Genomic DNA, 22,310 nt, shown 5'->3' with positions numbered 1-22,310 from the left:
GTGCGCCTTTATTAACCGCCGGAGGTTAATAAAGGCGCACAGCAGGGCAGGCCCTAGACTGATTCCCGTGACTGTCTCCACTGCTTACGAAGACCTCCTCCGGCTCGTCATGGAGACGGGTACCGCCAAATCCGATCGAACCGGAACCGGCACCCGCAGCATCTTCGGTCACCAGATGCGTTTCGATCTTGCCGACGGCTTTCCGCTCGTCACCACCAAGAAGGTCCACCTCAAGTCGATAGTCAACGAACTCCTGTGGTTCCTGCGCGGCGACTCCAACGTGGCGTGGCTGCACGAGCACGGCGTCTCCATCTGGGACGAGTGGGCCGACGAGAACGGTGAACTCGGCCCCGTCTACGGCGTCCAGTGGCGTAGCTGGCCCACCCCTTCGGGCGAGCACATCGACCAGATCACGCAGACCGTCGAGACCCTGCGCTCCAACCCCGATTCGCGGCGGATCATCGTTTCGGCGTGGAACGTCGCCGACATTCCGCAGATGGCCCTGGCGCCGTGCCACGCTTTCTTCCAGTTCTACGTCGCCGACGGCAAGCTCTCCTGCCAGCTGTACCAGCGCAGCGCCGACATGTTCCTCGGCGTTCCGTTCAACATCGCCAGCTACGCGCTGCTCACCCACATGATGGCCCAGCAGGCCGGACTCGACGTCGGCGAGTTCGTCTGGACCGGCGGCGACTGCCACATCTACGACAATCACGTCGACCAGGTGACCGAGCAGCTCGGCCGCGAACCGCTGCCGTTGCCGACCCTGAAGCTGAACAAGCGCGACTCCATCTTCGACTACACCTTCGAGGACGTGGAGATCGTCGACTACCAGCACCACCCCGCGATCAAAGCCCCGGTAGCGGTCTGACGATGACCGATCGCACAGTCACCCTCATCTGGGCGCAGGCCCACGGCGGCGTCATCGGCGCCGACAACTCGATCCCGTGGCGCGTGTCCGAGGACATGGCTTACTTCAAACGCGTCACCATGGGCCATCCGGTAATCATGGGGCGGCGCACCTGGGACTCCATTCCATCGAAGTTCCGTCCGTTCAGCGGGCGTCGGAACATCGTCGTCACACGCGATCCGCAATGGCACGCCGAAGGCGCCGAGGTAGTCCACAGGCTGGACGACGCCCTGGCGTTGCCGGACGGTGACGTCTTCGTCGTCGGCGGCGGGCAAATTTATTCGGCTGCACTGCCATTCGCAACGCATCTACTGGTGACCGAGATCGACCTCGACATCGCCGGTGATGCTTTTGCTCCCGAGATCGGCCCCGAATGGAACCTGAAATCCGACGAGCCCTGGCAGACCTCGGAGAAGAGCGGCCTGCGCTTCCGCTGGTTGGAGTACACGCGCTGACCGACTTCCGCCGATAACGAGGCACCTCGCGAGTGAGTCGGTCATACTCCAAGAAGGACATTCACCGCTTCCGAGAGGTCTTCGATGGACAAGAAGTCACTGACCGCTCTCGCTCGCCAACAGTTGAAACTGGCGGGCTCGGCGACCAGCGGTCGCAGTTCACAAACCGTCTACGGTGGCCACCAGCGCAGCCTGCGACAGACGGTGATCGCGCTGAGCGCCGGCAAGAGCCTCGCCGAACACGACAGTCCGGGCGAAGCCACGTTGTTGGTCCTGAGCGGGAAGCTGAATCTTGTGTGTGGGAGCGACCAGTGGAAAGGATCCACGGGTGATTTCCTGACCGTCCCGGCCGACCGGCACAGCGTCGAAGCGCTCGAAGACGTTGCATTTCTACTGACCGTCGCCATGAAGGGCTGAAATCGGTAGCGTCTTCCGCGTGAGCGAAACCGTGATCGAAGTGTCCGTCGTCGCAGCCCCGTCCGTACTCTGGCCCGCGCTGCGCGACCCGTCGCTGATTCGACGTTGGTTCGGCTGGGAGTACGACGGACTCGACGACGAAATCAACCAGATCTACTCCACCGCTGAGGCCGACCCCGAAGCGTTGACGCTGAAACTCGGAAACGGTGACCGTTTCTCACTTCGCGAACAGGACGGCAAGACGGTCGTCCGCATCGATCGGCCGGCCAAATCTGCCGACGACGACTGGTACGACGACATCACCGAGGGCTGGACGACATTCCTCCAGCTGCTCCGATTCGCAGTGGAGCACCACGGACTGGCCGAGCGTAAAACCATTTATCTCGACGGCCTTCTGCTCCCCGGTGAGAACGTGGCAAGCGTCCTCGGGCTCACCGAAATCGAATTGGAAGCGGGAAGTCGGTACGCGGTGACAATCGCTCCCGGCGACTATTTCGAAGGCGTCGTCGACTACGCCACCGACCACCAATTCGGGCTGACAGTCGAGGATCTCGGCCCTGGCCTGCTGTCTGTCGCCACCCAGTCGGTGACGGCGCAGCGGCCCGACGGAGGCATGTCCATCCTGCTGACCACCTACGACCTGAGCGATGACGAGTTCGACGAGATCAAGCATCACTGGTCGTCGTGGTGGGAAGGTCGCCGCCAGGAGAGCTGACGTTCGGTGAGGCGATATGCTTCGACCATGGTCGAAGCTTCGGGTCACAGTCCGGCACGTACGTTCGGCGAGTTGCTCGACCGCCTGGGCGATTCCAATGCCGACATACCGACACTCCACCGCCTGCTCGAGGCGGTCCTGGTGGTCGGCTCCGGCCTGGACCTCGACCTGACGCTTCAACGGATCATCACCTCTGCGACAACGGTTCTGGATTGCCGCTACGGCGCCCTGGGGGTCGCGGCGCCGGGGGGGCGGGCTCTCGGAATTCGTGTACGAGGGAATCTCCGGGTCCCAACGCGCGACCATGGGACATTTCCCCGAAGGTCATGGCGTGCTGGGTGTTCTGATGAATCACCCGCAGACTTTGCGTGTGGCCCATCTCGGCGACCATCCCGAATCGGTGGGATTCCCCGCAAATCATCCACCGATGGAGAGCTTCCTCGGAGCGCCGATCATGATGCGGGGAAAGGTGTTCGGAAGCATCTACCTGACCGAGAAACGGGGACAGGCCGAGTTCACCCAGGAAGACGAGGTCATTCTCGAAGCCCTCGCCATCGCAGCCGGTATCGCTGTGGAAAACGCCCGACTGTTCGAGCAGTCACGAACTCGTGAAAGATGGCTCACCGCAACATCTGCCATCCGCTCGCGGTTGCTGGCCGGTGACTCGCTCGAGGACGGCCTGCAACTTCTTGCCAGTCGCGTTCGGGACCTGACCGGCGTCGACGACGTGATCGTGGTGATCTGCGAGAACGGCTACGCACAGGTTCACGCCGCGGCCAGCGCCCGGACCACGTCACGTGGAGTCAGAATCCCGGCGACCACTTATCCGTTCGACGTGGTGCGGAGCACTCGAAAGCTACAGGTACTCACCACTTTAGGCGCACTCACCGAACTGGTGCCGTCGGCTGGGAGTGCGGTCGTGGCACCGATGTGCGTCGCCTCGGGTGTAGTCGGCGCGGTCATCGTGGCGTCGAATTCCACCAACACACACTGGGATCACGACGAACTGACCCGGATCGAGTCGATGGCCGAACTCGGCTCCGTTGCAATCGAGTTCGACGAGAAACAAAAGGCGCAACGCCTGTTGTCCGTTCTCGCCGACCGCGACCGCATCGCACGAGACCTGCACGACAACGTCATCCAGCGACTGTTCGCGAGCGGAATGAGCCTGCAGAGCACGCTTCCGGACGAGACCCTCCCGGAGTCGGCGCGCGCGATTGTCAAACGATCTCTCGAACAGCTCGACAAGACAGTCCGCGAGATCCGGACAACCATCTTCGATCTGCAGACTCCGACAGCCACCGATTCGTCGAGCCTGCGCCGACGCCTCCTCGATGTCATCGGCGACGCCACCGCACAGTCCGCGGTGACCCCGAGCGTCCAATTCTCCGGCGCCATCGACACTCTGGTGAATCCCGGGATCCACCAGCACGCCGAAGCCGTGCTGCGTGAGGGGTTGAGCAACGTCCTTCGGCATGCACACGCACGCCACATCACCATCGCTGTCACCGCGGACGTCGAATTTGCGATCACGATCGAGGACGACGGCGTCGGACTCCCCTCCGACTTCCACAAGAGTGGACTGCACAATCTGGAGCGCCGCGCCGAACATTGCGGCGGTACGTGCACGATCGTCAATCACGATCCGAGCGGTGCACGCCTGCTCTGGCGAGTACCGCTCGGTCGCACCAACTCGAATCGACCGAAATCCGGTCGTTAGATCCTAGCGACTGCCGCTACGGATTTCGGTCGCCAGCACCGCAGCCTGAGTACGACGCTGCATGCCCAGCTTCGAGAGCAGACGCGTCACGTAGTTCTTGACCGTCTTCTCCGCGAGGAACAATCGCGCGCCGATCTCCCGGTTGGTGAGCCCCTCTCCGATGAGGTCGAAGACTGCTCGCTCCTGATCGGAAAGTTCGGCCAACGGATCAGCTGTACGGTCGCTGCGGATCCGCTGCATCAGCGCCTCGGTTGCACGACTGTCGAGCAGTGAACCGCCGCGCCCGACTGTGCGGACTGCAGCGACCAGATCGGTTCCGAGAATCTGCTTGAGGACGAATCCCGAGGCCCCCGCCATGATCGCGTCGAGCAACGCCTCGTCGTCGGCGTACGACGTGAGCATCAGGCAGCGGAGGTCGGGAAGCATCGAGCGGAGTTCTCGGCACAGTTCGACGCCGTTGCCGTCAGGCAGGCGTACGTCCAGAACAGCGACGTCGGCGTTGCTCTGCGGTACCGCAGCCAGCGCTTCCCCCACGGACGCCGCCTCGCCCACCACCACGAAGTCCTCGACCCCACCGAGTAGGTCGAACAATCCGCGTCTGACGATCTCGTGATCGTCGACCAGGAATATCCGCGTTGTCATCGAACCCCTCCAAAAGACATCTCACGTCGAACGGTACCGGAGACGGTGGACTCAGAACTCATGGAATGCATTCTCTTCACTTGTTGACGTGCCGGACGATGAGAACCGGGCAATCCGCGGTGTGCAGGAGCGCCCGACTGGTCGATCCGAGGAGCATTCCTGCGAATCCGCCGCGCCCGCGACTGCCGACGACTATCAACTGCGCCGTCTCCGCGTATTCGCTCAGGACTCGGACCGGACGGTCACGCGCGACGACTCTTTCGACGACGACGTCCGGGTAACGCTCGGTGAATCCGGCCAATTGCTCGGCGAGGACAACTTCCTCACCCGTCTGGATGCTGCTCCACAGGGGGTCGTCGGGGGTGGCACCCAACGAGGGCTGCACACTCACGTCGCTCCACACGTTGACGGCAATCAAGGTGGCGCCCCGCGCGGAGGCCTGCTCGAAAGCGTGCTCGACTGCCTCGATGCTGCTTTCGGATCCATCGACACCGACGACGACGGGGCCCTCGGTCGGCGGTCGACCGTCGAGCGTCCGTCCTCGGACAACTGCAACCGGAGATTCGCCGTGCGAGACAACCGAGACCGTCGCAGAACCGACGACCAATCCGGTGAATTCGCCGTGCCCGCGAGGGCCGAGCGCAATGATGTACGCGCCCTTGGACAATTCGATCAGGCGATCGGAGACGCTGCCGTCGAGTAGTTCGGTGACGATCTCGAGGTCGTCGTCGATGCTTTGCCGCGCGAGAATCTGTGCGCTGTCCAGACGAGCGGTGGCAGTGCGCCGCAGTTCGTCCTTGAAGCTCTCGGCGAGGTAAGGCTCGGAGTAGTAGAAGGCTGGGATGTGCACCACCGTCGCGATGTGGAGTGGTCGACCGAGCGCCACCGCGGTCCTCGCCGCCCAGACGACAGCCGACGACGCCGATTCCGAACCGTCTACCGCTACGACGACGGGTTTGGTTGCACTCATGTTCGTCCCTCCACAATCGACCACAGAATCTCTTCGCCCTCACACTATTGCCCAATGACGGCAAAAAGGATTCATCAGCCGACGCGAGTCCCGAATCGGACATTGGGTGTTCGGGTGGACTGCGGCAACGGCCCCGCCAACATCCCTTTCGGGCGTCAACGAGGCCACCGGTGCCGGATTCGCACGCAAACCCTGGCTACTCGATCCACGTTAGGTGAAGAACCCGACCGGTCAGAAGTGAAAAAAGTCCTGTCAACAAGCGCCCAAAATCGGGTTTCGTACGCAGGAGATCCCGAACCACCTGCTCTGCTGTGCGCCTTTGTTAACCGCCGGCGGTTAATAAAGGCGCACAGCAGGGTCAGTCACAAATCTTGCGGAACTTCTCGATCAGCTGCACTCGGCCGTTGCGGTCGGCCGCCAACGGCGTGACGTTGAGCGTCGTGACACCGGCTTCGGCGAAGGCTGCGACGCGTTCCTTGACGTAGCTCTCGGGACCGATCAACGACACGGCGCGAACCAGTTCGTCCGGCACTGCTGCTGCGGCTTCGTCCTTCTTGCCCGCGAGGTAGAGATCCTGGATCTTCTCGGCGGCCTCTTCGTAGCCGTAGCGCACCGCGAGATCGTTGTAGAAGTTCTTGCCCTTGGCGCCCATGCCACCGATGTAGAGCGCAAGGCTCGGGCGTACCCAGTCGAGCATGTGGTCGACGTCGTCACCGATGGCCAGTGCCGGCGACGCGTACACCTGAAGCTCACCGAGGCTCGGATCGCGCTTGGCCTTGCCCTTGGCGATCGGCTCACCCCACACGCTTGCTGCCTTCTCCGGATGGAAGAAGATAGGTTCCCAGCCTTCGGCGATTTCCGCCGTCAGCTCGACGTTCTTGGGTCCGAGCGAAGCGATCAGGATCGGGATGCGCTCACGCACAGGATGATTGATCAGCTTGAGCGGCTTTCCGAGTCCGGTGCCCTTCTCGGCGGGGAGGGGAACCTGGTAGTACTTGCCCTGGTACTCGACCTTCTCGCGGCGCCATACCTGACGGCAGATCTCGACGACCTCACGTGTGCGTCCCAGCGGAGCGTCGTACTTGACGCCGTGGAACCCCTCGATCACCTGCGGTCCGGAAGCGCCCAGTCCCATCACGAAGCGACCGTTGGAGACGAAGTCCAGGCCCGCCGCCGTCATGGCGGTCAACGAAGGGGTACGGGTGTAGATCTGAAAGATCCCCGAAGCGAGTTCGATGGTCGACGTCTTGGCCGCCAGGTAACCGAGCTGGCTGACGGCGTCGAAGGAATACGCCTCCGGGACGAAGGCGATGTCGAGGCCCGCCTTCTCCAGGTCACCGACCTCTTCGACGGTTTCGGCGAACCCGCCGCTGTAGTTCAAACCCATACCGATACGCACGTTGTAACCCCAATCCTGACGATTGCTGCCGTGTGCGATGCGCACACGAGCAGTGGTACTCCCATCGAACACTTACTCACATCGAACACTACGGAACCTGAGTCCGCATTCATGTGACTACCCCGTTCATATTCGATGACCGAAATGAACGGGGTAGTGGGAGAGCCTGTCGAGGGTCAGGATTCTTCGGGGCGAACCACCATGACGGGGCACTTGGCCGAAGCGATCAGGGTGTTGCTGGTCGAGCCGAGCAACATGCCGCGGAATCCACCGCGACCACGGCTTCCGACTACGACGAGCTGCGCTTTTGCCGACCAGTCCAACAGCCGTCCGCGTGGGTTGTCGAGGTATACCTCGCGCCGGACCTTCACGTCCGGGTATTGCTCGGACCATCCAGCCAAGCTCTCGCTGAGTACCGCGTGCTCTTCCTCTTCGAGAGACTGCGGGGCAAGCGCAGCGGCCCTCGGGTCTTCGAATGCCGCACTGCCGAGGTCACTCCACACGTGCAACGCCACCAACTCGACTCCGCGGAACGACGCTTCCTCGAAAGCCGCACCGACGGCCTGGGCGCTCAACGCGCTGCCGTCGACGCCGACCACTACGGGTCCTTCCGAGGGCACCGCACCATCGCGGTCTCGGACGACGATGACCGGACACTTGCCGTGACTGGCCACACCGACCGCGGTATTGCCGAGGACTGCTGTCGCCGCCTTGCCTGACGCCGACGCTCCGACAACGACCCGCCTGGCCTGTGCCGAACTCTCGATCAGCCACTGAGTTGCGCTGCCGATGGCGATTTCGGTGTGAACTTCGAGTTTCGGATCGATCTCACGGGCGAACTGTTCCGCCTCCGCCAAGATCGCTTTTCCGGCCTCTTCGACCCATTCGTACACCCCACCCGCGTCGACGTACGGTCCGCCGAAACCGTAAGGCGCGAAGTCGAGAGCGTGGATGATGTCGAGTCGCAATTCGCGCTGGGCGGCGATTTTCGCGGCCTCGCGGAGCGCTGTGGACGCAGTGTCCGAACCCTCGACTCCGACAACAACACTGTTATGTTCGCGTGAACTCATGTGCCCACCTTCCTGAAGAAGTAACCGAGCCACTTTCACTCTAACCATCCCACTTGTCCGGCTTTTTTGGGGTCGCCCCCTCTTCATTTCGGGGACTTAGGTCCCCGAAACTGTTGACGGATAGGAGAATTAGCAGAGCAATCAGGACCAGGTGTGAACAGGATCTCCCGTCCGCATGTTCTCCACGTAACCGCGGAGCATTCCGGTGAGCGCAGTCGAGCGGTCCGCGCCCGAGGCCTCCGCGTGCGCCACGTGCTCGCGTTGCCAGGCGGCACCGGTCTGCCGATTCATGCACCGCCCTTCGATCACGCCGAGGTACCGATCGCGGGCCGCGGCGGACAATCCGAAGTCGGCCAAACCCTCGTCCGCCAACGGCAGCAGCCTTCGCAGGACCAACTCGTCGGCACCGACCCAACCGATCTCCGGCCAGTACAGGGTGGCGTCGAGTCCGTACTTGGCGCCGATGTGCAGGTTCTCTTCTGCCGCATGGAACGACATGTGCGACCACAGTGGCCGCTCCGCGTTCACCAATGCGCGAACGGTTCCGTAGTAGAAGGCCGCATTGGCCATGATGTCGACGACGGTCGGCCCGGCCGGCAGCACCCGATTCTCGATACGCAAGTGCGGCTTGCCATCCGAGCAGTCGTAGACAGGCCGATTCCAGCGATAGACCGTGCCGTTGTGCATCTGAAGCTCGCTCAACTCCGGAACCCCGCCCGCCGCGAGCACTTCCAGCGGATCGGTGTCCGAGACATCAGGGAGCAGCGCCGGGAAGTACCGTGAATTCTCCTCGAACAGGTCGAGAACCGAATGGATCCACCGCTCACCGAACCACACTCGCGGTCGCACACCTTGGTTCTTGAGCTCGAAAGTTCGGGTGTCCGTTGCCTGTTCGAAGATCGGAATGCGTGATTCGTGCCAAAGCGCCTTCCCTGCCAGGAAAGGAGAATTGGCCGCAAGCGCCACCTGTACTCCGGCCAGACACTGCGCGGCATTCCAGTGCGCTGCGAATTCTTCCGGCGCGACGCGCAGGTGCAACTGCATGGACGTACAAGCCGCCTCCGGCACCACCGAATTGGTGTCGGCCCGAAGGATTTCCACGTCGCCACCGGGTAGCGCGACACCTTCGACGTCGAGTTCGATGTCCTCTCCTCGCGCGGCAAAAATTTGCTCGTTGAGCAATTCGTAGCGCTGGTTGGCGGTGATCCACTCACGATCGAGATGCTCGAGCTGCAGGGTCGGCAGCATCCCGATCATCACCATCTCGGCGTCGTGCGCGTGGATTCGCGCGTCTGCGACGTCGAGGGACGCCCGCAGTTTCTTCTCCAATTCGAAAGTCGCATCACCGGTGAGTGGGCCGGGCTCGACGTTCATCTCGACGTTGAACTGTCCGAGCTCGGTTTGGAAAACCGCAGAGTCGTCGATGGATTCGAGCACTTCACGGTTGGACATCGCGGGCGTCATGTCGCCGGTCACGAGGTTGAACTCGATCTCCATGCCCAACAGCGGAGCGGGCTTGTCGACGGCGTCTCGGAAGTCACCACCGTCGAGCATCTGCTTCATGGCGTCGACGCACGAGCGCACCTTCTTACGAAAGAGCCTACGGTCGGCTCTGGTGAATTCTCGCGCCGTGACCTCTGCACCCATTGCGCATTCCCCCTTCGACGATCAACGTCACTGAAGGCTATCCGTCCGGTGTCACCGACAAACGAGAACTGCGGTGGCACCGGGAAGAATTTCCCGACGCCACCGCAGTTCTCCGAAAGTTTCTTCTACGAGTTGTCGACCCAGGTGACAGCTACGCCGCGAGCCTGCAGCCACGCTGCGGGATCGACCTTTGCGCCGTTCTCGGCAACCTCGAAGTGCAGGTGCGGGCCGGTGGACTGGCCACGGTTACCCACGGTGGCGATCTGCTGGCCGGCGTTGACGCGCTGGCCGACGTTGACCTGGTAGTCGTTGACGTGGCCGTACGTGGTGACCGTGCCGTCGTCGTGCTGGACGCGGACCCAGAGGCCGAAACCTGACGCCGGGCCGGCGTCGATGACCTGGCCGTCGGCTGCAGCCAGAATCGGCGTACCGATCGGAGCCGCGATGTCGAGGCCACCGTGGTGTGCTCCCCAGCGCGAACCGAAGGTTGAGGTCAGCGTTCCGGACACCGGCTGCACGGTACGAGCTGAGGTGCCGGGGTTGATCCCAGCGAGGAACTGCTGTGCCTGCGTGTTGAGGTCGGCAGCAAAATCGGGAAGCTCGGGGATGTCGAGAGCCGGAAGTGCCGCCAATTCAGCCGGAACGACAACGCCCTCGGGGAGCAGACCCTGCGGGATTTCGATGCCGGCGATGGTCTGTGTTGCCGGCGCCGCAGCAGCGGTTCCTGCGCCCATCTGGCCTGCACCGACGAGGAGTGCACCGGTAGCCGCAGCTACGACACCTGCCTTGACACCGGCACCAGGGCCAGCCGACGGGGTGCGGTGGCGGCCGCTTGCTGCCTCGGGATCGATCTCGAAGACAACATCGTCATTGCCCGTGCGGTGGTGGTTTCCCACAGTGTGTACTCCGTCAGTCGTCGGCGTGCAGCGTCCTTCTGATGAAGCCCGCTCCTCTGTCTGCCGAAGAATGTAACAGTTTGATCAAGGCGGCCGCCACCGTTACCCGATCTTGACCAAAACTATTTCTCGCCGTTCTGTCGGCTGGCGTCCAGTTCTGACTTGAATGCGTCGTATCGTGCCCGGTGAGCGGGTCGACGCCGGATGATCGCCCACGCGATGCCCAGAACCACGAACCAGATCGGCGTGACGAGAAGTGCCTGCAGGGTGTCGTCCTTGGTTGTCAGTGCCCAGAGAATGAAGACGAAGAACGCGAGCACGACCCAGCACATCACGACGCCGCCGGGCATCTTGAACTTCGACGCCTCGTGCAGGTGCGGACGACGCTTCCGGTACACCATGTAGCTCGCCAGGATGATCGTCCACACGAACATGAACAGCAGCGCCGAAATGGTCGTGACGACGGTGAAGGCCTCGATCACGGAATCGCCCGAGAACAGCAGGATCAACGACGCCAGCAGGAAGATGCACGAGAACATCAGGGCGTTCGCGGGGACCTTGCGTGAGTTCAGCTTGCCGAGGGGCCTCGGTGCGTCGCCTTCCTGCGCAAGGCCGAACACCATGCGCGAGGTGGAGTAGATACCCGAGTTGGCCGAAGATGCAGCGGAGGTCAGCACGACGAAGTTGATGACAGAAGCAGCGATGCCGAGGCCGGCGAGTGTGAACATGGCGACGAACGGACTCTTGTCTGCGCTGATTTCACGCCACGGAGTCACCGCGATGATCACGGTCAGTGCAACGACGTAGAACAGCAGGACACGAATGGGGATGGAGTTGATGGCCTTCGGCAGGTTCTTCTCCGGGTCCTTCGCCTCGGCTGCCGTCGTACCGACGAGCTCGATACCCACGAATGCGAACACGGCGATCTGGAAGCCGGCGACGAAGCCCATGAATCCGGTCGGGAACATCCCGCCGTCGTTCCAGAGGTTGTCGATACCGGAGGTGGCACCGTTCGGCGCCGTGAACCCGGAGACGACCATGACGATGCCGACGACGATCAGGCTGACGATGGCGATGATCTTGATCAGCGCGAACCAGAACTCGGTTTCACCGAAAGCGCGAACGGTCGGGAGATTGAGGAGCAACAGCGCCGCGATCGTCAGCAAAGCAGGAATCCACGCCGCGAGCCCTGGCCACCAGTACTTGAAGTACCCGGAAATCGCGATGACGTCCGCGATGCCGGTGACGATCCAGCAGAACCAGTAGGTCCAGCCGGTGAAGAATCCCGCCCAGGGGCCCAGCAGATCCGCGGCGAAGTCGGAGAACGACTTGTACGCCATGTTCGAGAGCAGCAGCTCCCCCATCGCCCGCATGACGAAGAAGAGCATGAATCCGATGATCATGTACACGAAGATCACGGAAGGCCCGGCGAGCGAGATCGTCTTGCCCGATCCCATGAACAGTCCGGTGCCGATGGCACCACCGATGGCGATCAGCTGGATATGCCGGTTGGACAGCTGACGTGAGAGGTGGGGGTCTTCGCCGGACGGCTTCGTCAGGTCTGGTGTATTCGCGTGGTCGGACACGGAGGATCCCCCTCGTCGTTCGGTTCATCCGGGGCATCGAAATCGTGCCCGTCGGGGGAACCTCGGAAAATGTGCTCTCTCAAAGTACGCGTGCACTGGCTCACATCACGCATCGGAAAGCGGACGCCGATAACCTGTCGAGGTGAACACTGACAGCACGGCCCATCAAGACGGACATATCGCCGCGACGCTGTTCGATTTCTCCGGAACCCTCTTCCGTTTGGAGGAGAGCGACGATTGGACCGAGCACCTCGTCGATCACCAAGGCGATCCGCTCGACGTGCACGCTCAAGCCGAGCTGATGCGTCGGATGACCGCGCCGGTGGGCAGAACCGTGGAGATGGACGAAGCGGGGATCTACGCGTGGGAGAACCGCGACCGGGATCCGAAGTTGCATCGTCAGGCTTACCTCGACGTGTTGAGTAAGTCCGGGGTGCCCGATCCGGTTCGGGCCGAAGCTTTCTACGCCCTGCTGGTCGATCCGGATCAGTGGTCGCCGTACCCGGATACCGGCGAGGTACTGAAGTCACTGTCGGAGAAGGGCATACGCACTGCCGTCTTGAGCAACATCGCCTTCGACATCCGTCCGGCGTTCGCCGACCGCGGCTGGGACGTCTGGGTCGACGAGTTCGTTCTCTCGTTCGAGGTAGGTGCAGTCAAGCCCGAACCGGCGATCTTCGAGTACGCCCTCGCACAACTCGATGTGGATGCGGCGCAGACCCTGATGGTCGGTGACAGCGACATCGCCGACGGCGCTGCCCGAGACGTCGGTTGCCAGTTCGCACTCGTCGATCCCCTGCCGACGACCGAACGCCCGCACGCGCTACTCGACGCAGTGCGGAAGTTCGGGCTTCTGTAGGGAGCGCTCAGACACCTTCGGTGAGTTCGCGCAACGACGCGTAGCGCTCGCGCACGTGGGGAGCTGGTTCGGCGTCGAATCGTCGCTCTTCCGGTTTCGGCCACACCGGCGGCTGCGTGTCCCCGGACAGTGCCCATGCTGCTTGCCTGCATGCCCCTTCGGCGACGTACTCACCCGGAGCAGGGATCACGACCGGCACTCCGAGAATTGCCGGCGCGATCTCACAGAGAGCGCGCGACTTCGCTCCGCCTCCCACGAGGAGAACTCGCTTCACCTCGACGCCTTGACGAACCAGGTCGTCGACGCCGTCGGCCAAGCCGCACAGGAGCCCTTCGATTGCGGCTCGTGCAAAGTGCGCAGGCGTCGAGTTCTGCAGCCGGAATCCGTGCATGGCCCCCGTGGCGTCAGGGCGGTTGGGCGTCCGTTCACCCTCGAAGTACGGAATCATGACCAGCCCGTCGTTTCCGAGGGGCGCCGTCGACGCCAACCGCGACAGTTCGGCGTGATCGACACCGAGAATGGACGCCGTCGCATCAAGAATGCGCGCGCCGTTGAGAGTGCACACCAGCGGCAAGTGCAGGCCGGTTGCGTCCGCGAATCCTGCCACGTTCCCGCCGGGATCATGCGTGGGGGTGGCCGATACAGCCGAGACGACGCCGGATGTTCCGATCGAGATGATCACGTCACCGGGAACTGCCCCCAAACCCAGTGCGGCTGCGGCATTGTCACCGGTGCCAGGCCCGACAATACCTCCGGAACGTGTACTTCCGATCTTTTCGTTCGGCGATGCAACTCGGGGAACATGCGGGGTTCGACCGCGAAATGCCAACGCCAGCAAATCTTTACGATATTCGCGCGTCGAGGCAGCATAATAGCCGGTTCCACTGGCGTCGCCCGCGTCGGTGGCAAGCTCCTCGATCGAGCCGGACCCACCCAACTTCCAGGACAACCAGTCATGCGGAAGACACACCGCGGCAGTGCGATCGGCGTTGCCGGGTTCGTGATCTGCGAGCCATCGAAGCTTGCTTGCCGTGACCGCGGCAACCGGAACTACACCAACTGCGTCGGCCCACGCCTTGGGTCCGCCGAGCTCTTCGACCAGATCGGTCGCAGCCTTCGCCGAGCGAGTGTCGTTCCACAGCAACGCCGGTCTGACGACCTCGCCGCCACTGTCCAGACACACCATGCCGTGCTGTTGAGCTCCGACCGATACGGCTGCGACGTCGCCGAGCCCACCCGCTGCGGCGATTGCACTGTCCATCGCCTCGAGCCAGCATGCCGGATCTATCTCGGTACCGACGGGATGCGCCGCCCGCCCTTCTCGTACCAGCTCTCCCGAATCGGCATCACGGACAATGACTTTGCACGACTGGGTAGACGAATCGATACCGGCTACGAGGGCCACACTGGCGTCCTTTCCGAAGGACCGTCAGCTCGCGTTGGCGACCGCGGGCATCCGGTTGCTGCGCTTACGCAGCGATCGCACATATTCTGCGCGCTCGGTCTCCGTCATTCCACCCCAGATGCCGTACGGCTCGTGGACGGAGAGTGCGTGTTCGCGGCACTGCTGGAGTACAGGGCACGTCGCGCAGACCTTCTTGGCGTTGCGTTCACGGTTCTCGCGGGCGTGTCCACGCTCGCCGTCCGGATGGAAGTACACCGCGGAATCGTGCCCGCGGCACGCTCCCTGCAGCTGCCAGTCCCACACTTCGGCGGTCGGGTACGGCATCGGAAGGTGCTTGTGCATGATGGCGACCTCAATTCCTTACTCGGGTGACACGGATTCGGGTGACTCTGGGCTGACGCCGGGTCGGACTTATCGACGCCTGACCGATTGGCCGAGTCGATGTGCACAGACCGTTGCGAGTTCGCCGGTGACCGGCGGAGTCAGCGCTACGACGCCGTCGTCGAGAATTGCCTGCAGCCTGCGGAAATACTCGTCCGGGGCGAGGCCGAAGGTTACAAAGATCTCTTCGTCAGGTCCACCGTCGAACTGCTGCCACTTACGTGCGAACTCGACGATCTCTTGTGTATCGGTGCGGCTCATCAGGTTCTCCCCTGTTTGTGCGCCCTGCTTCACAGAAACTGCGACTCGTCTCCTCGGACGCCCGTGGCAGTGAGTCAAGACACAGACTATGCCTACTTCTGCTTTTTCACAAGACCTACTTACGTCTTTTTGTGGACAAAGTATGCGAACTTTCGCACGCTGAAGTTACCGACGAGGAATGCTTGAATAGGACAATGACCCGACCGTCCACGACTCCGGCTACCGCGGGAGAGGTATTCACGCTGATACGCAGCGGTTCCGCGACCACGCGCAGCGAGATCGGGAAGCTCACCGGCCTGTCCAGGACGGCGGTATCGGCCAGGGTTGCAGCACTTCAATCGCTTGGTTTGATCGCCGATGACGACGAGGGCCCGTCGACGGGCGGCCGGCCGCCGTCCACTCTCACCTTCGCGAACTCGTCCGGCGTGGTTCTCGTCGTGGCAATCGGTCGATCGCGGGCACAACTTGCCGTCACCGACCTGGCGGGCACGATCCTCGCGGCAGAAGACATCGACAAGTCGGTCGGGGTCGGCCCCGACGAACTGATGCCCGAAATTGCCGAGCATCTTTCGTCACTACTGGCCCAGGTCCACCGCGCGTCTACCGAGGTCATCGGAATCGGACTGAGCATTCCCGGAACGGTCGACGTCGCCGCGGGAGCAAGCCTCGACTCTCCGATGATGGCGGGGTGGGACGGAGTCGCGCTTGCCCCCTATCTGGCATCGGTGACCACGGCTCCGCTGTTCGCGGACAACGATGCCAACGTGATGGCTCTGGCCGAATTGAGCGAGCGACGCGAGAGTGCGCCCAACCTCCTGATGATCAAGGCGTCAACCGGCCTCGGCGCAGGAATCGTCATGGGCGGAGTCCTCCAACGCGGTTCACTCGGAGCGTCCGGCGAGATCGGGCATACCAAAACCGCTGCAGCGCGGGGCATGAAGTGTCGCTGCGGCGACGTCGGCTGCGTCGAAACTGTCGCCAGCGGTTGGGCTCTCGTGCACGCCCTCCGAGATCAGGGCCGAAGCGTCGGTCACGTGCGTGATGTCGTCCGCCTCGCCCTGGACGGCGACAGCGAAGCCCGCCGGCTCATCAGAAGCAGCGGCCGACTGATCGGCGACGTCATTTCCGGCGCGGTCAATCTCCTCAATCCCGAGGTCCTGATCATCGGCGGCGACATGGCCGAGGCGGACGAACTCTTCCTCGCTGGGCTTCGGGAGTCCGTCTACGGCAACGCAACGGCGCTTGCCACCCGAAAGCTTCAGATCGCTTCGGTCAGCCACGGCGCACAATCCGGCATCCTCGGTTGTGCGGTTCTCGTCCTCGACCATCTGCTCAGCGCCAGGGAAATCGATCTGCGGATCGCGGCGTCACTCCACACGTGAGTCGCTGACTTCTCGCACGCTCCGCATCAAACAATCAGACTTTTCCGGCATCGCTTGTGTTGACGCTCACACTTCTGCATAATTCATTACCTACCGATCATTCGGTTGTCGATATCGACGATGAGATCGCGCAGGAACGCTCCGAGTCAGCCAAAAGCATGCACCGAGCACACCGGCAACGTCGCAGATCGAACAGCGTTTCTCCCCTGTTCCGACTTCGCAGTTTCACCGTGTCGGTGAACCACGTGACTGGCAGAAAGTAGCTCGATGACCACAACCAGAACTGGCACCAAGCCCGCCGCGAAGGAATACGACCGCGCCGCGATGGCGTCGATGGTCGGCACCACCGTCGAGTGGTACGACTTCTTCATCTACGCCCAAGCTGCAGCCCTGATCTTTGCCGACCTGTTCTTCAAGCCGATGGGCTCGGCCGGCCAGATCGTCTCCTACGTCACGGTCGGCATCAGCTTTGTCTTCCGTCCTCTCGGTGCCATCGTGGCCGGCTATCTCGGCGACAGGCTCGGCCGCAAACGTGTCCTGGTCGCGACGTTGGCGATGATGGGTGCCGCGACGGTTCTCATCGGCGTGCTGCCGACGTATGCATCGATCGGAATCTGGGCACCGATCCTGTTGATCCTGCTTCGCGTCGTCCAAGGATTCTCGACGGGCGGCGAATGGGGCGGGGCCGCTCTTCTTGCCGTCGAACACGCACCCACCAAGCGTCGAGGGTTCTTCGGAGCGTTCGTACAGATGGGAGTACCGCTCGGAATGTTGCTCGCCACCGGCGTTTTGGCACTGTGCACATTCACCCTCACGGACGAACAGTTCACCACCTGGGGATGGCGAGTGCCGTTCCTGCTCAGCGTCGTGTTGATCGGCGTCGGCTTCTACATTCGAAGCAAGGTCAGCGAGTCACCCGTATTCGCCGAACTCAAGGAACGCCGCACCGAGAGCAACACGCCTATCCGAACTCTGTTCAAGAAACACCCAAAGCAGGTCGTACTCGCGGCGCTGTCCTTCATCGGCACAAACGGCAACGGCTACATGGTGATCGGCGGATTCATCGTCGCGTACGCAACCAAGACCTATAGCCTGGGTAAGACCGAACTACTGATTGCCACGCTCGCAAGTGCCGTCACGTGGGGCGTTTTCACCATGATCGGCGCCTACTGGTCGGATCGACGCGGCCGCACCACGGTGATGAACGTGGGCAACCTCGCAATGGTCCTCTTCGCGGTGCCGTTCTTCCTCCTCATCGACACCGGGAATCTCGGCTGGATCTACGTGGCGATGATCCTGTTCTCGGTCGGACTCGGGCTGTCGTACGGACCTCAACCCGCGTTGTTCGCCGAACTGTTCCCGGCTTCGATCCGTTACAGCGGTGCGTCGATCTCCTACGCGGTAGGCACCATCTTCGGCGGCGCCTTTGCTCCCACCGTCGCACAGTGGCTCCTCGGCAAGACCGGTGGCACCCTTGCCATCTCGATCTACCTCGCCCTGCTGGCGGCGGTCTCGTTCGTCGCCACGATGCTCATCAAGGATCGATCAGGACGAGACCTGATGGTGTGATCGACCTGAATGTGGACGCCCAACGGCGTCGCGATGCCGGAGTTTGTCAGCCGAACTTTCGAAAGGCGAACTCCGGCAACTTCTTCGCAGCATTCGCTGTACGCACGATCTTGTGGTTCTTGCCTCGCATCAGCGCCAGTTGGATCCGCGATTCGATCCAGAACGCGCCGCGAGGCGAGCGGTTCCAGGTCTTGTGCAGCAACGTCTTCGTCGCTGCGACGGCGTCCGGCGAGCGAACCGCGATCTGCGACAGCAGTTCCTGTGCCGGCTTGATCGGATTGTCGCTGACTCCGCTCACGAACCCCCACTCGAGAGCCTGATTTCCGTCGAACAGTTCAGCAGTCATGGCGAGGCGTTTCACGACGTCCATTGCCGCGAGTTCGCGCATCGTGACCGTTCCGGTCATGTCGGGGATCAATCCCCACTTCGCCTCCATCACCGAGAACGTGCAATCGGGGGTGGTGAATCGAAAGTCTGCGGCGAGCGCCAATTGCAGTCCCCCGCCGAAGCAGTGCCCGTGAACGACCGCGATGACCGGCACGGGCAATTCGCGCCACACCCAGCACGCGCGTTGGAAGAGGTTGGTCTTCTGACCGGGAAATTTCGCGAAGGCCTTCGCCATGCGCCTCGGTTGCTTACCCGCAGAGGCGAAGTCCAACCCGGCCGAGAACGCGTCACCCGCGCCTTGAAGAATCACGCCCCGGATCGAACGATCAGCTTCGATAGTTCGAGCGGCGTCCACCAGGGCGTCGAGCATGTCCAGATCGAGACCGTTGAGTTTCTCCGGTCGGCTGAGCGTCACGTACGCCACCGACTGCACTACCTCGACACGAACGCGATCACTCACGGCTACTCCTTCGGTTAGACATACCCCCGACGAACTTACCTGAGAGTAAGTTCGTCGGGGGTCCGTCATGCCATCTCCGCAAGAAGTTCCATGGTCACTTTGCCGGCAGGATCCGAATCAGTGGATGAAGGCACGGCCACGACGGAGTCCACTCCCGCCGCTCGGTACGCCTCGAGTTGCTCGCGGGCATCGGCCGGAGTCCCGACGATTCCCACCGTTGCCACCATCGCGTCCGAGACCTGGCTCAAGAGCTCGCGCGGCGCGGCCCCGGCCCTGGCTGCCTCGATCACATCAGCGAAGCCCGCGCGGACGAACATGTCCGAGTACCCCGGAGCAGCCAGATACGGTACGAGCCCGCGTCGAAGTTGATCGATCGACACCTGTGACGGTCCATTCTCGGCGACGGCAGCCGGTGCCCACACCGACACGAAAGGCATGCCGGTTTCCAACTCGGCAGCGATTTCCTTGCACCGTGTGATCAGGCGCCCCGCTTGCTCCGGGCTGACCAGATTGAGCACCAGTTCGTCGCCCAACTCCACCGCGGCCCGAAGCGCCTTGTCCCCGAATGCCGCAACGATCAGCCGCCCACCTGGCGGCTGAAGTCGCAGCCGATATCCGCTGGTCCGCATCACCGTTCCGGCGACTTCGCCCCGTTCACCGTCCATCAGCGCTCGTACACCGCGGGCGGACTCCGCGAGCGCCCGAGCTGCCCCGGACCTGCTTCGTCCATGCCATTTTTCGACCACGACAGTGCTGGACGTACCCAAGGCGATCGACACGTGGCGCCCGGTGAGATCGGCCACCGACGCCGCCCCGATCGCGATCATCGCCGAATCACGAACCGTCACCGCGAGTGGGCCGACCACCAGTTCGGAGTACTCGAAGCCGACGCCGACCGACGTCGCCAGCGCAAAGGCGTCGTACGTCGCCATCTCCCCCACCCACACTCGGCCGAACCCCAGTTTGTCGGCGAGGCGCGCGGTAGTGGTCACCTCCCGCGGCGGACGGTCCTGCCACAACCCCAGGGAGATGTCGATGGTCGGCAAACCTCTACTCGAAGTCGGAGACAAGACCCATTCCCTCCAACAGTGTCGGACGGTCGTAGTACTCGAGCCACTCGGTGATCCGTCCGTCTGCCATGCTGAGGATTCCGACAACAGGAACGACGCCATGGGTACCGTCGAAGTGGAAGTCGTCCACTCGCTGCACAAATACCCTTCCGTCGATCACGCCGAGAGACTCGATCTTCAGTGTGATCCGTTCACACTTGCTTGCCAGTAACGCAATTCGGCCCGCAACGGCCTCCTTGCCGACAAGAGGTTCCTGCATGACGCTGTGGAGCACACCGTCCTCGGCGAACAAGTCGACGACGCGTGTCCAGTCCATGACGTCCCACGCCTGGAACATCTCACGCGCCAACGCAAGCTTGTCACTGTCGTTCATCACACTCATGCCACACTCTTCTGTCGAAGCTCACGCTTGAGGATCTTTCCGGTCGAATTGCGCGGCAGTTCTTTCCGAATCTCCAGCCGCTCGGGAAGTTTGTACGACGCAATGCGCTTGTCCTTCAGGAACGCGACCAGAGCGTCCAGCTCGAGTTCCGTCTCGGGCCGCAGCGTGACCACTGCTGCGACGCGCTCACCGAGTACTTCGTCGGGGTCGCCGATGACGGCCACATCCGCAACGGCCGGATGCTCGGCGATCAATCCCTCCAGTTCGGCTGGGGCGATGTTCATTCCGCCGCGGATCACGAGGTCCTTCCCCCGGTCCAGGTAGCGGAGAAACTGCCCGTGATCCCCGGCAATCTCGAAGATGTCTCCGGTGCAGAGGAATCCGCGCTCGTCGAACGGAGACGGCCGATCGCCGAGATAGCCGGCAAAGACCGTCGGTCCGCTGATTCGCAACTCACCCGGGTGCCCGACTTCCGTGATGTCCTCGCCGGTGACCACGTCGACCAAGCGAACGTCCATCCAGTCCGAGATTCTGGTGCTCCAGCGGAAGTTCTCGACACCGAAACGAGGGAAGTACCGTGCGCGGTCGTCCGGATCCGGCATGTCCGCAGGCGAGGAGAGCAGACTGATGCCTTCGTTGGACCCGAAGAAGTTGATGACTCCGATTCCATATCGCTCCTGCCATCCCCGCACCATCGGAGGTTGCAGTGGCACCGAACCCGAACCGATCCGAGTCAAGCTCGACAGGTCGACCGCCGCGAGCATCGACTCGTCGGCGAGCAGCATCCACAACAGCGCAGGCGGCGCTACCGTGTACGTCACGCGCTCGGCCTCGATCTGCCCGAGGAATACTCGAAGGTCGAACGGGTGATGCTGTACCAGTACACATCCCGTGCGGAGCCACGGCAGGAACATTCCGTTGATTCCGGCCATGTTGACCATCGGGAACGGGTTCAGCAGGACGTCGCCGACGCCGATGTCGGGAGCGTCGATCGTGGCCCAGCAGATGGCCAGCCACTCGTAGTGCGAACGTGGGACCCCCTTCGGTTCGCTTTCGGTCCCGGAGGTCCAACAGATCGTCATCGCATCGTTGGGGTCGTTGGGATCTTCGGTGATTCGGACATCCAATTCACTGCGCTGTGTTTCGGTGGCCGCCCGAGGACTCAGCCCCACGACACCGGCCGGCAACTGGGCCGGAAGCTCGGATGCGGGAGCGTAGGCGAACACCGATCTCAGAGAGGGAATCCGGGATCTGATTGCAGCGATCTCCGTAGCAGGGAGTCTGTCACCAAAACTGGGTACGGTGACAAATGCTGCAAACGCCGCCTGGTTTGCCATTCCTTCCACTTCACGTTCGCGGTACTGCATGGGCAATGGCGAGACCACGATCCCCAGAGACCACGCTGCAAGGTAGACCTCGACCAATTCGACGGTATTGGGCATCTGCACGCCCAGAACATCTCCCCGGCCCAAACCCACCTCGGAGAAGCCGGCAGCGAGCGCGATGACTTCGCTCTCCAGTTGGTTCCAACTGAGGCGTCGCGGATCTCCGCCGGACAACTCGCTCCGGTTCGCCGGATCAACCACGGCAAGTTCGTCACCGCGTACCCGCACCTGCGCCCGGAACACCTGATCGATCGTCTCGTCGGACCACCACCCCTTCGAGGTGTATTCGTCCACCTTGACGCGAGGGTGCAATCCCCTGTGTGCCTTGTTCATTCGCGTACTCGT

General features: G+C 62.6%; 21 protein-coding genes and 1 pseudogene. 8 read left to right on the top strand and 14 right to left on the bottom strand.

Annotation, left to right across the window (positions count from 1 at the left end):
- Positions 1-67 precede the first annotated feature (67 nt).
- The 5 genes and pseudogenes from ACN50D_RS17870 to ACN50D_RS17850 all read left to right on the top strand — a co-directional run bounded on the left by ACN50D_RS17870 (position 68) and on the right by ACN50D_RS17850 (position 4,214).
- Entirely contained in the window at positions 68-868 is an 801-nt protein-coding gene (locus tag ACN50D_RS17870) for a thymidylate synthase (protein WP_003946427.1), read from the top strand.
- Between the two features lie 2 nt (positions 869-870).
- A complete protein-coding gene (locus ACN50D_RS17865; protein ID WP_047272583.1) occupies positions 871-1,362 on the top strand; it encodes a dihydrofolate reductase in 492 nt (163 codons plus the stop codon).
- Between the two features lie 84 nt (positions 1,363-1,446).
- A complete protein-coding gene (locus ACN50D_RS17860; protein WP_003946336.1) occupies positions 1,447-1,779 on the top strand; it encodes a cupin domain-containing protein in 333 nt (110 codons plus the stop codon).
- A 19-nt stretch (positions 1,780-1,798) separates the two neighbouring features.
- Positions 1,799-2,494, top strand: coding sequence for a hypothetical protein (locus ACN50D_RS17855; RefSeq protein WP_047272584.1), 696 nt, complete (start codon positions 1,799-1,801; stop codon positions 2,492-2,494).
- 27 nt (positions 2,495-2,521) lie between these two features.
- Positions 2,522-4,214 (top strand): annotated as a pseudogene (locus ACN50D_RS17850) (GAF domain-containing protein).
- 3 nt (positions 4,215-4,217) lie between these two features.
- Here ACN50D_RS17850 and ACN50D_RS17845 read toward each other — a convergent pair.
- The 7 genes from ACN50D_RS17845 to cycA all read right to left on the bottom strand — a co-directional run bounded on the left by ACN50D_RS17845 (position 4,218) and on the right by cycA (position 12,424).
- On the bottom strand, positions 4,218-4,856 hold the full coding sequence (locus ACN50D_RS17845; RefSeq protein WP_003946380.1) for a response regulator: 639 nt from the start codon (positions 4,854-4,856) through the stop codon (positions 4,218-4,220).
- Between the two features lie 76 nt (positions 4,857-4,932).
- Positions 4,933-5,826, bottom strand: coding sequence for a universal stress protein (locus ACN50D_RS17840; protein ID WP_003946389.1), 894 nt, complete (start codon positions 5,824-5,826; stop codon positions 4,933-4,935).
- A gap of 358 nt (positions 5,827-6,184) precedes the next feature.
- Entirely contained in the window at positions 6,185-7,225 is a 1,041-nt protein-coding gene (locus tag ACN50D_RS17835) for an LLM class F420-dependent oxidoreductase (RefSeq protein WP_007727670.1), read from the bottom strand.
- 176 nt (positions 7,226-7,401) lie between these two features.
- Positions 7,402-8,295: a universal stress protein gene (locus ACN50D_RS17830; RefSeq protein WP_007727672.1), complete on the bottom strand. Its 894-nt coding sequence runs from the start codon at positions 8,293-8,295 to the stop codon at positions 7,402-7,404.
- A 141-nt stretch (positions 8,296-8,436) separates the two neighbouring features.
- Positions 8,437-9,942, bottom strand: a complete 1,506-nt coding sequence (locus ACN50D_RS17825; protein WP_165639117.1) for a glutamate-cysteine ligase family protein — start codon at positions 9,940-9,942, stop codon at positions 8,437-8,439.
- Between the two features lie 125 nt (positions 9,943-10,067).
- Positions 10,068-10,838, bottom strand: coding sequence for a M23 family metallopeptidase (locus tag ACN50D_RS17820; RefSeq protein ID WP_003946431.1), 771 nt, complete (start codon positions 10,836-10,838; stop codon positions 10,068-10,070).
- A gap of 122 nt (positions 10,839-10,960) precedes the next feature.
- Positions 10,961-12,424, bottom strand: a complete 1,464-nt coding sequence (cycA, locus tag ACN50D_RS17815) for a D-serine/D-alanine/glycine transporter (protein ID WP_211920723.1) — start codon at positions 12,422-12,424, stop codon at positions 10,961-10,963.
- A 142-nt stretch (positions 12,425-12,566) separates the two neighbouring features.
- Between cycA and ACN50D_RS17810 the strand changes: the two genes are divergently transcribed.
- The gene (locus ACN50D_RS17810) at positions 12,567-13,283 is read left to right on the top strand and encodes an HAD family hydrolase (protein WP_007727677.1); all 717 of its coding nucleotides are present in this window, start codon (positions 12,567-12,569) and stop codon (positions 13,281-13,283) included.
- Positions 13,284-13,290: 7 nt separating this feature from the next.
- On the opposite strand, the gene xylB is transcribed toward ACN50D_RS17810, so the two are convergent.
- The 3 genes from xylB to ACN50D_RS17795 form a co-directional block, all read right to left on the bottom strand.
- Entirely contained in the window at positions 13,291-14,688 is a 1,398-nt protein-coding gene (xylB, locus tag ACN50D_RS17805) for a xylulokinase (RefSeq protein WP_064443887.1), read from the bottom strand.
- Positions 14,689-14,712: 24 nt separating this feature from the next.
- Positions 14,713-15,030, bottom strand: coding sequence for a WhiB family transcriptional regulator (locus ACN50D_RS17800; RefSeq protein ID WP_003946343.1), 318 nt, complete (start codon positions 15,028-15,030; stop codon positions 14,713-14,715).
- A 69-nt stretch (positions 15,031-15,099) separates the two neighbouring features.
- The gene (locus ACN50D_RS17795; RefSeq protein WP_030534904.1) at positions 15,100-15,330 is read right to left on the bottom strand and encodes a DUF3263 domain-containing protein; all 231 of its coding nucleotides are present in this window, start codon (positions 15,328-15,330) and stop codon (positions 15,100-15,102) included.
- A gap of 194 nt (positions 15,331-15,524) precedes the next feature.
- On the opposite strand from ACN50D_RS17795, the gene ACN50D_RS17790 reads away from it, so the two are divergent.
- Together ACN50D_RS17790 and ACN50D_RS17785 are read left to right on the top strand one after the other, a co-directional pair.
- Entirely contained in the window at positions 15,525-16,712 is a 1,188-nt protein-coding gene (locus ACN50D_RS17790; RefSeq protein ID WP_003946405.1) for an ROK family transcriptional regulator, read from the top strand.
- Positions 16,713-16,979: 267 nt separating this feature from the next.
- Complete coding sequence (locus ACN50D_RS17785) at positions 16,980-18,281, top strand: MFS transporter (protein ID WP_042451068.1); 1,302 nt, start codon at positions 16,980-16,982, stop codon at positions 18,279-18,281.
- Positions 18,282-18,327: 46 nt separating this feature from the next.
- Here the strand turns inward: ACN50D_RS17785 and ACN50D_RS17780 are convergent, their stop codons facing one another.
- From ACN50D_RS17780 to ACN50D_RS17765, 4 genes are all read right to left on the bottom strand, one after another.
- Positions 18,328-19,128 (bottom strand): crotonase/enoyl-CoA hydratase family protein, encoded by an 801-nt coding sequence (locus ACN50D_RS17780; protein WP_042451070.1) that lies wholly within the window; start codon positions 19,126-19,128, stop codon positions 18,328-18,330.
- Between the two features lie 65 nt (positions 19,129-19,193).
- On the bottom strand, positions 19,194-20,198 hold the full coding sequence (locus ACN50D_RS17775) for an LLM class F420-dependent oxidoreductase (protein WP_249342789.1): 1,005 nt from the start codon (positions 20,196-20,198) through the stop codon (positions 19,194-19,196).
- Positions 20,179-20,580, bottom strand: a complete 402-nt coding sequence (locus ACN50D_RS17770; protein ID WP_021345212.1) for a nuclear transport factor 2 family protein — start codon at positions 20,578-20,580, stop codon at positions 20,179-20,181. The genes ACN50D_RS17775 and ACN50D_RS17770 overlap by 20 nt, the downstream gene beginning before the upstream one ends.
- The gene (locus tag ACN50D_RS17765; protein WP_030534908.1) at positions 20,577-22,298 is read right to left on the bottom strand and encodes a class I adenylate-forming enzyme family protein; all 1,722 of its coding nucleotides are present in this window, start codon (positions 22,296-22,298) and stop codon (positions 20,577-20,579) included. Before ACN50D_RS17765 ends, ACN50D_RS17770 begins: the two co-directional genes overlap by 4 nt.
- Between the last annotated feature and the right edge of the window lie 12 nt (positions 22,299-22,310).

This window comes from Rhodococcus sp. SB1D (assembly GCF_048573875.1).
Classification (GTDB): domain Bacteria; phylum Actinomycetota; class Actinomycetes; order Mycobacteriales; family Mycobacteriaceae; genus Rhodococcus_F; species Rhodococcus_F qingshengii.
The sequence above is the reverse complement of the archived record's forward strand: the minus strand, read 5'-3'. Positions and strand labels throughout refer to the sequence as shown.

Bases quoted from the DNA above. Each gene is read 5' to 3' on its own strand.
- ACN50D_RS17845 (WP_003946380.1), bottom strand. From the start codon at position 4,856: ATGACAACGCGGATATTCCTGGTCGACGATCACGAGATCGTCAGACGC.
- ACN50D_RS17800 (WP_003946343.1), bottom strand. From the start codon at position 15,030: ATGCACAAGCACCTTCCGATGCCGTACCCGACCGCCGAAGTGTGGGAC.
- ACN50D_RS17830 (WP_007727672.1), bottom strand. From the start codon at position 8,295: ATGAGTTCACGCGAACATAACAGTGTTGTTGTCGGAGTCGAGGGTTCG.
- ACN50D_RS17860 (WP_003946336.1), top strand. From the start codon at position 1,447: ATGGACAAGAAGTCACTGACCGCTCTCGCTCGCCAACAGTTGAAACTG.
- ACN50D_RS17825 (WP_165639117.1), bottom strand. From the start codon at position 9,942: ATGGGTGCAGAGGTCACGGCGCGAGAATTCACCAGAGCCGACCGTAGG.
- ACN50D_RS17790 (WP_003946405.1), top strand. From the start codon at position 15,525: ATGACCCGACCGTCCACGACTCCGGCTACCGCGGGAGAGGTATTCACG.
- ACN50D_RS17795 (WP_030534904.1), bottom strand. From the start codon at position 15,330: ATGAGCCGCACCGATACACAAGAGATCGTCGAGTTCGCACGTAAGTGG.
- ACN50D_RS17865 (WP_047272583.1), top strand. From the start codon at position 871: ATGACCGATCGCACAGTCACCCTCATCTGGGCGCAGGCCCACGGCGGC.
- ACN50D_RS17765 (WP_030534908.1), bottom strand. From the start codon at position 22,298: ATGAACAAGGCACACAGGGGATTGCACCCTCGCGTCAAGGTGGACGAA.
- ACN50D_RS17840 (WP_003946389.1), bottom strand. From the start codon at position 5,826: ATGAGTGCAACCAAACCCGTCGTCGTAGCGGTAGACGGTTCGGAATCG.
- ACN50D_RS17770 (WP_021345212.1), bottom strand. From the start codon at position 20,580: ATGAGTGTGATGAACGACAGTGACAAGCTTGCGTTGGCGCGTGAGATG.
- ACN50D_RS17785 (WP_042451068.1), top strand. From the start codon at position 16,980: ATGACCACAACCAGAACTGGCACCAAGCCCGCCGCGAAGGAATACGAC.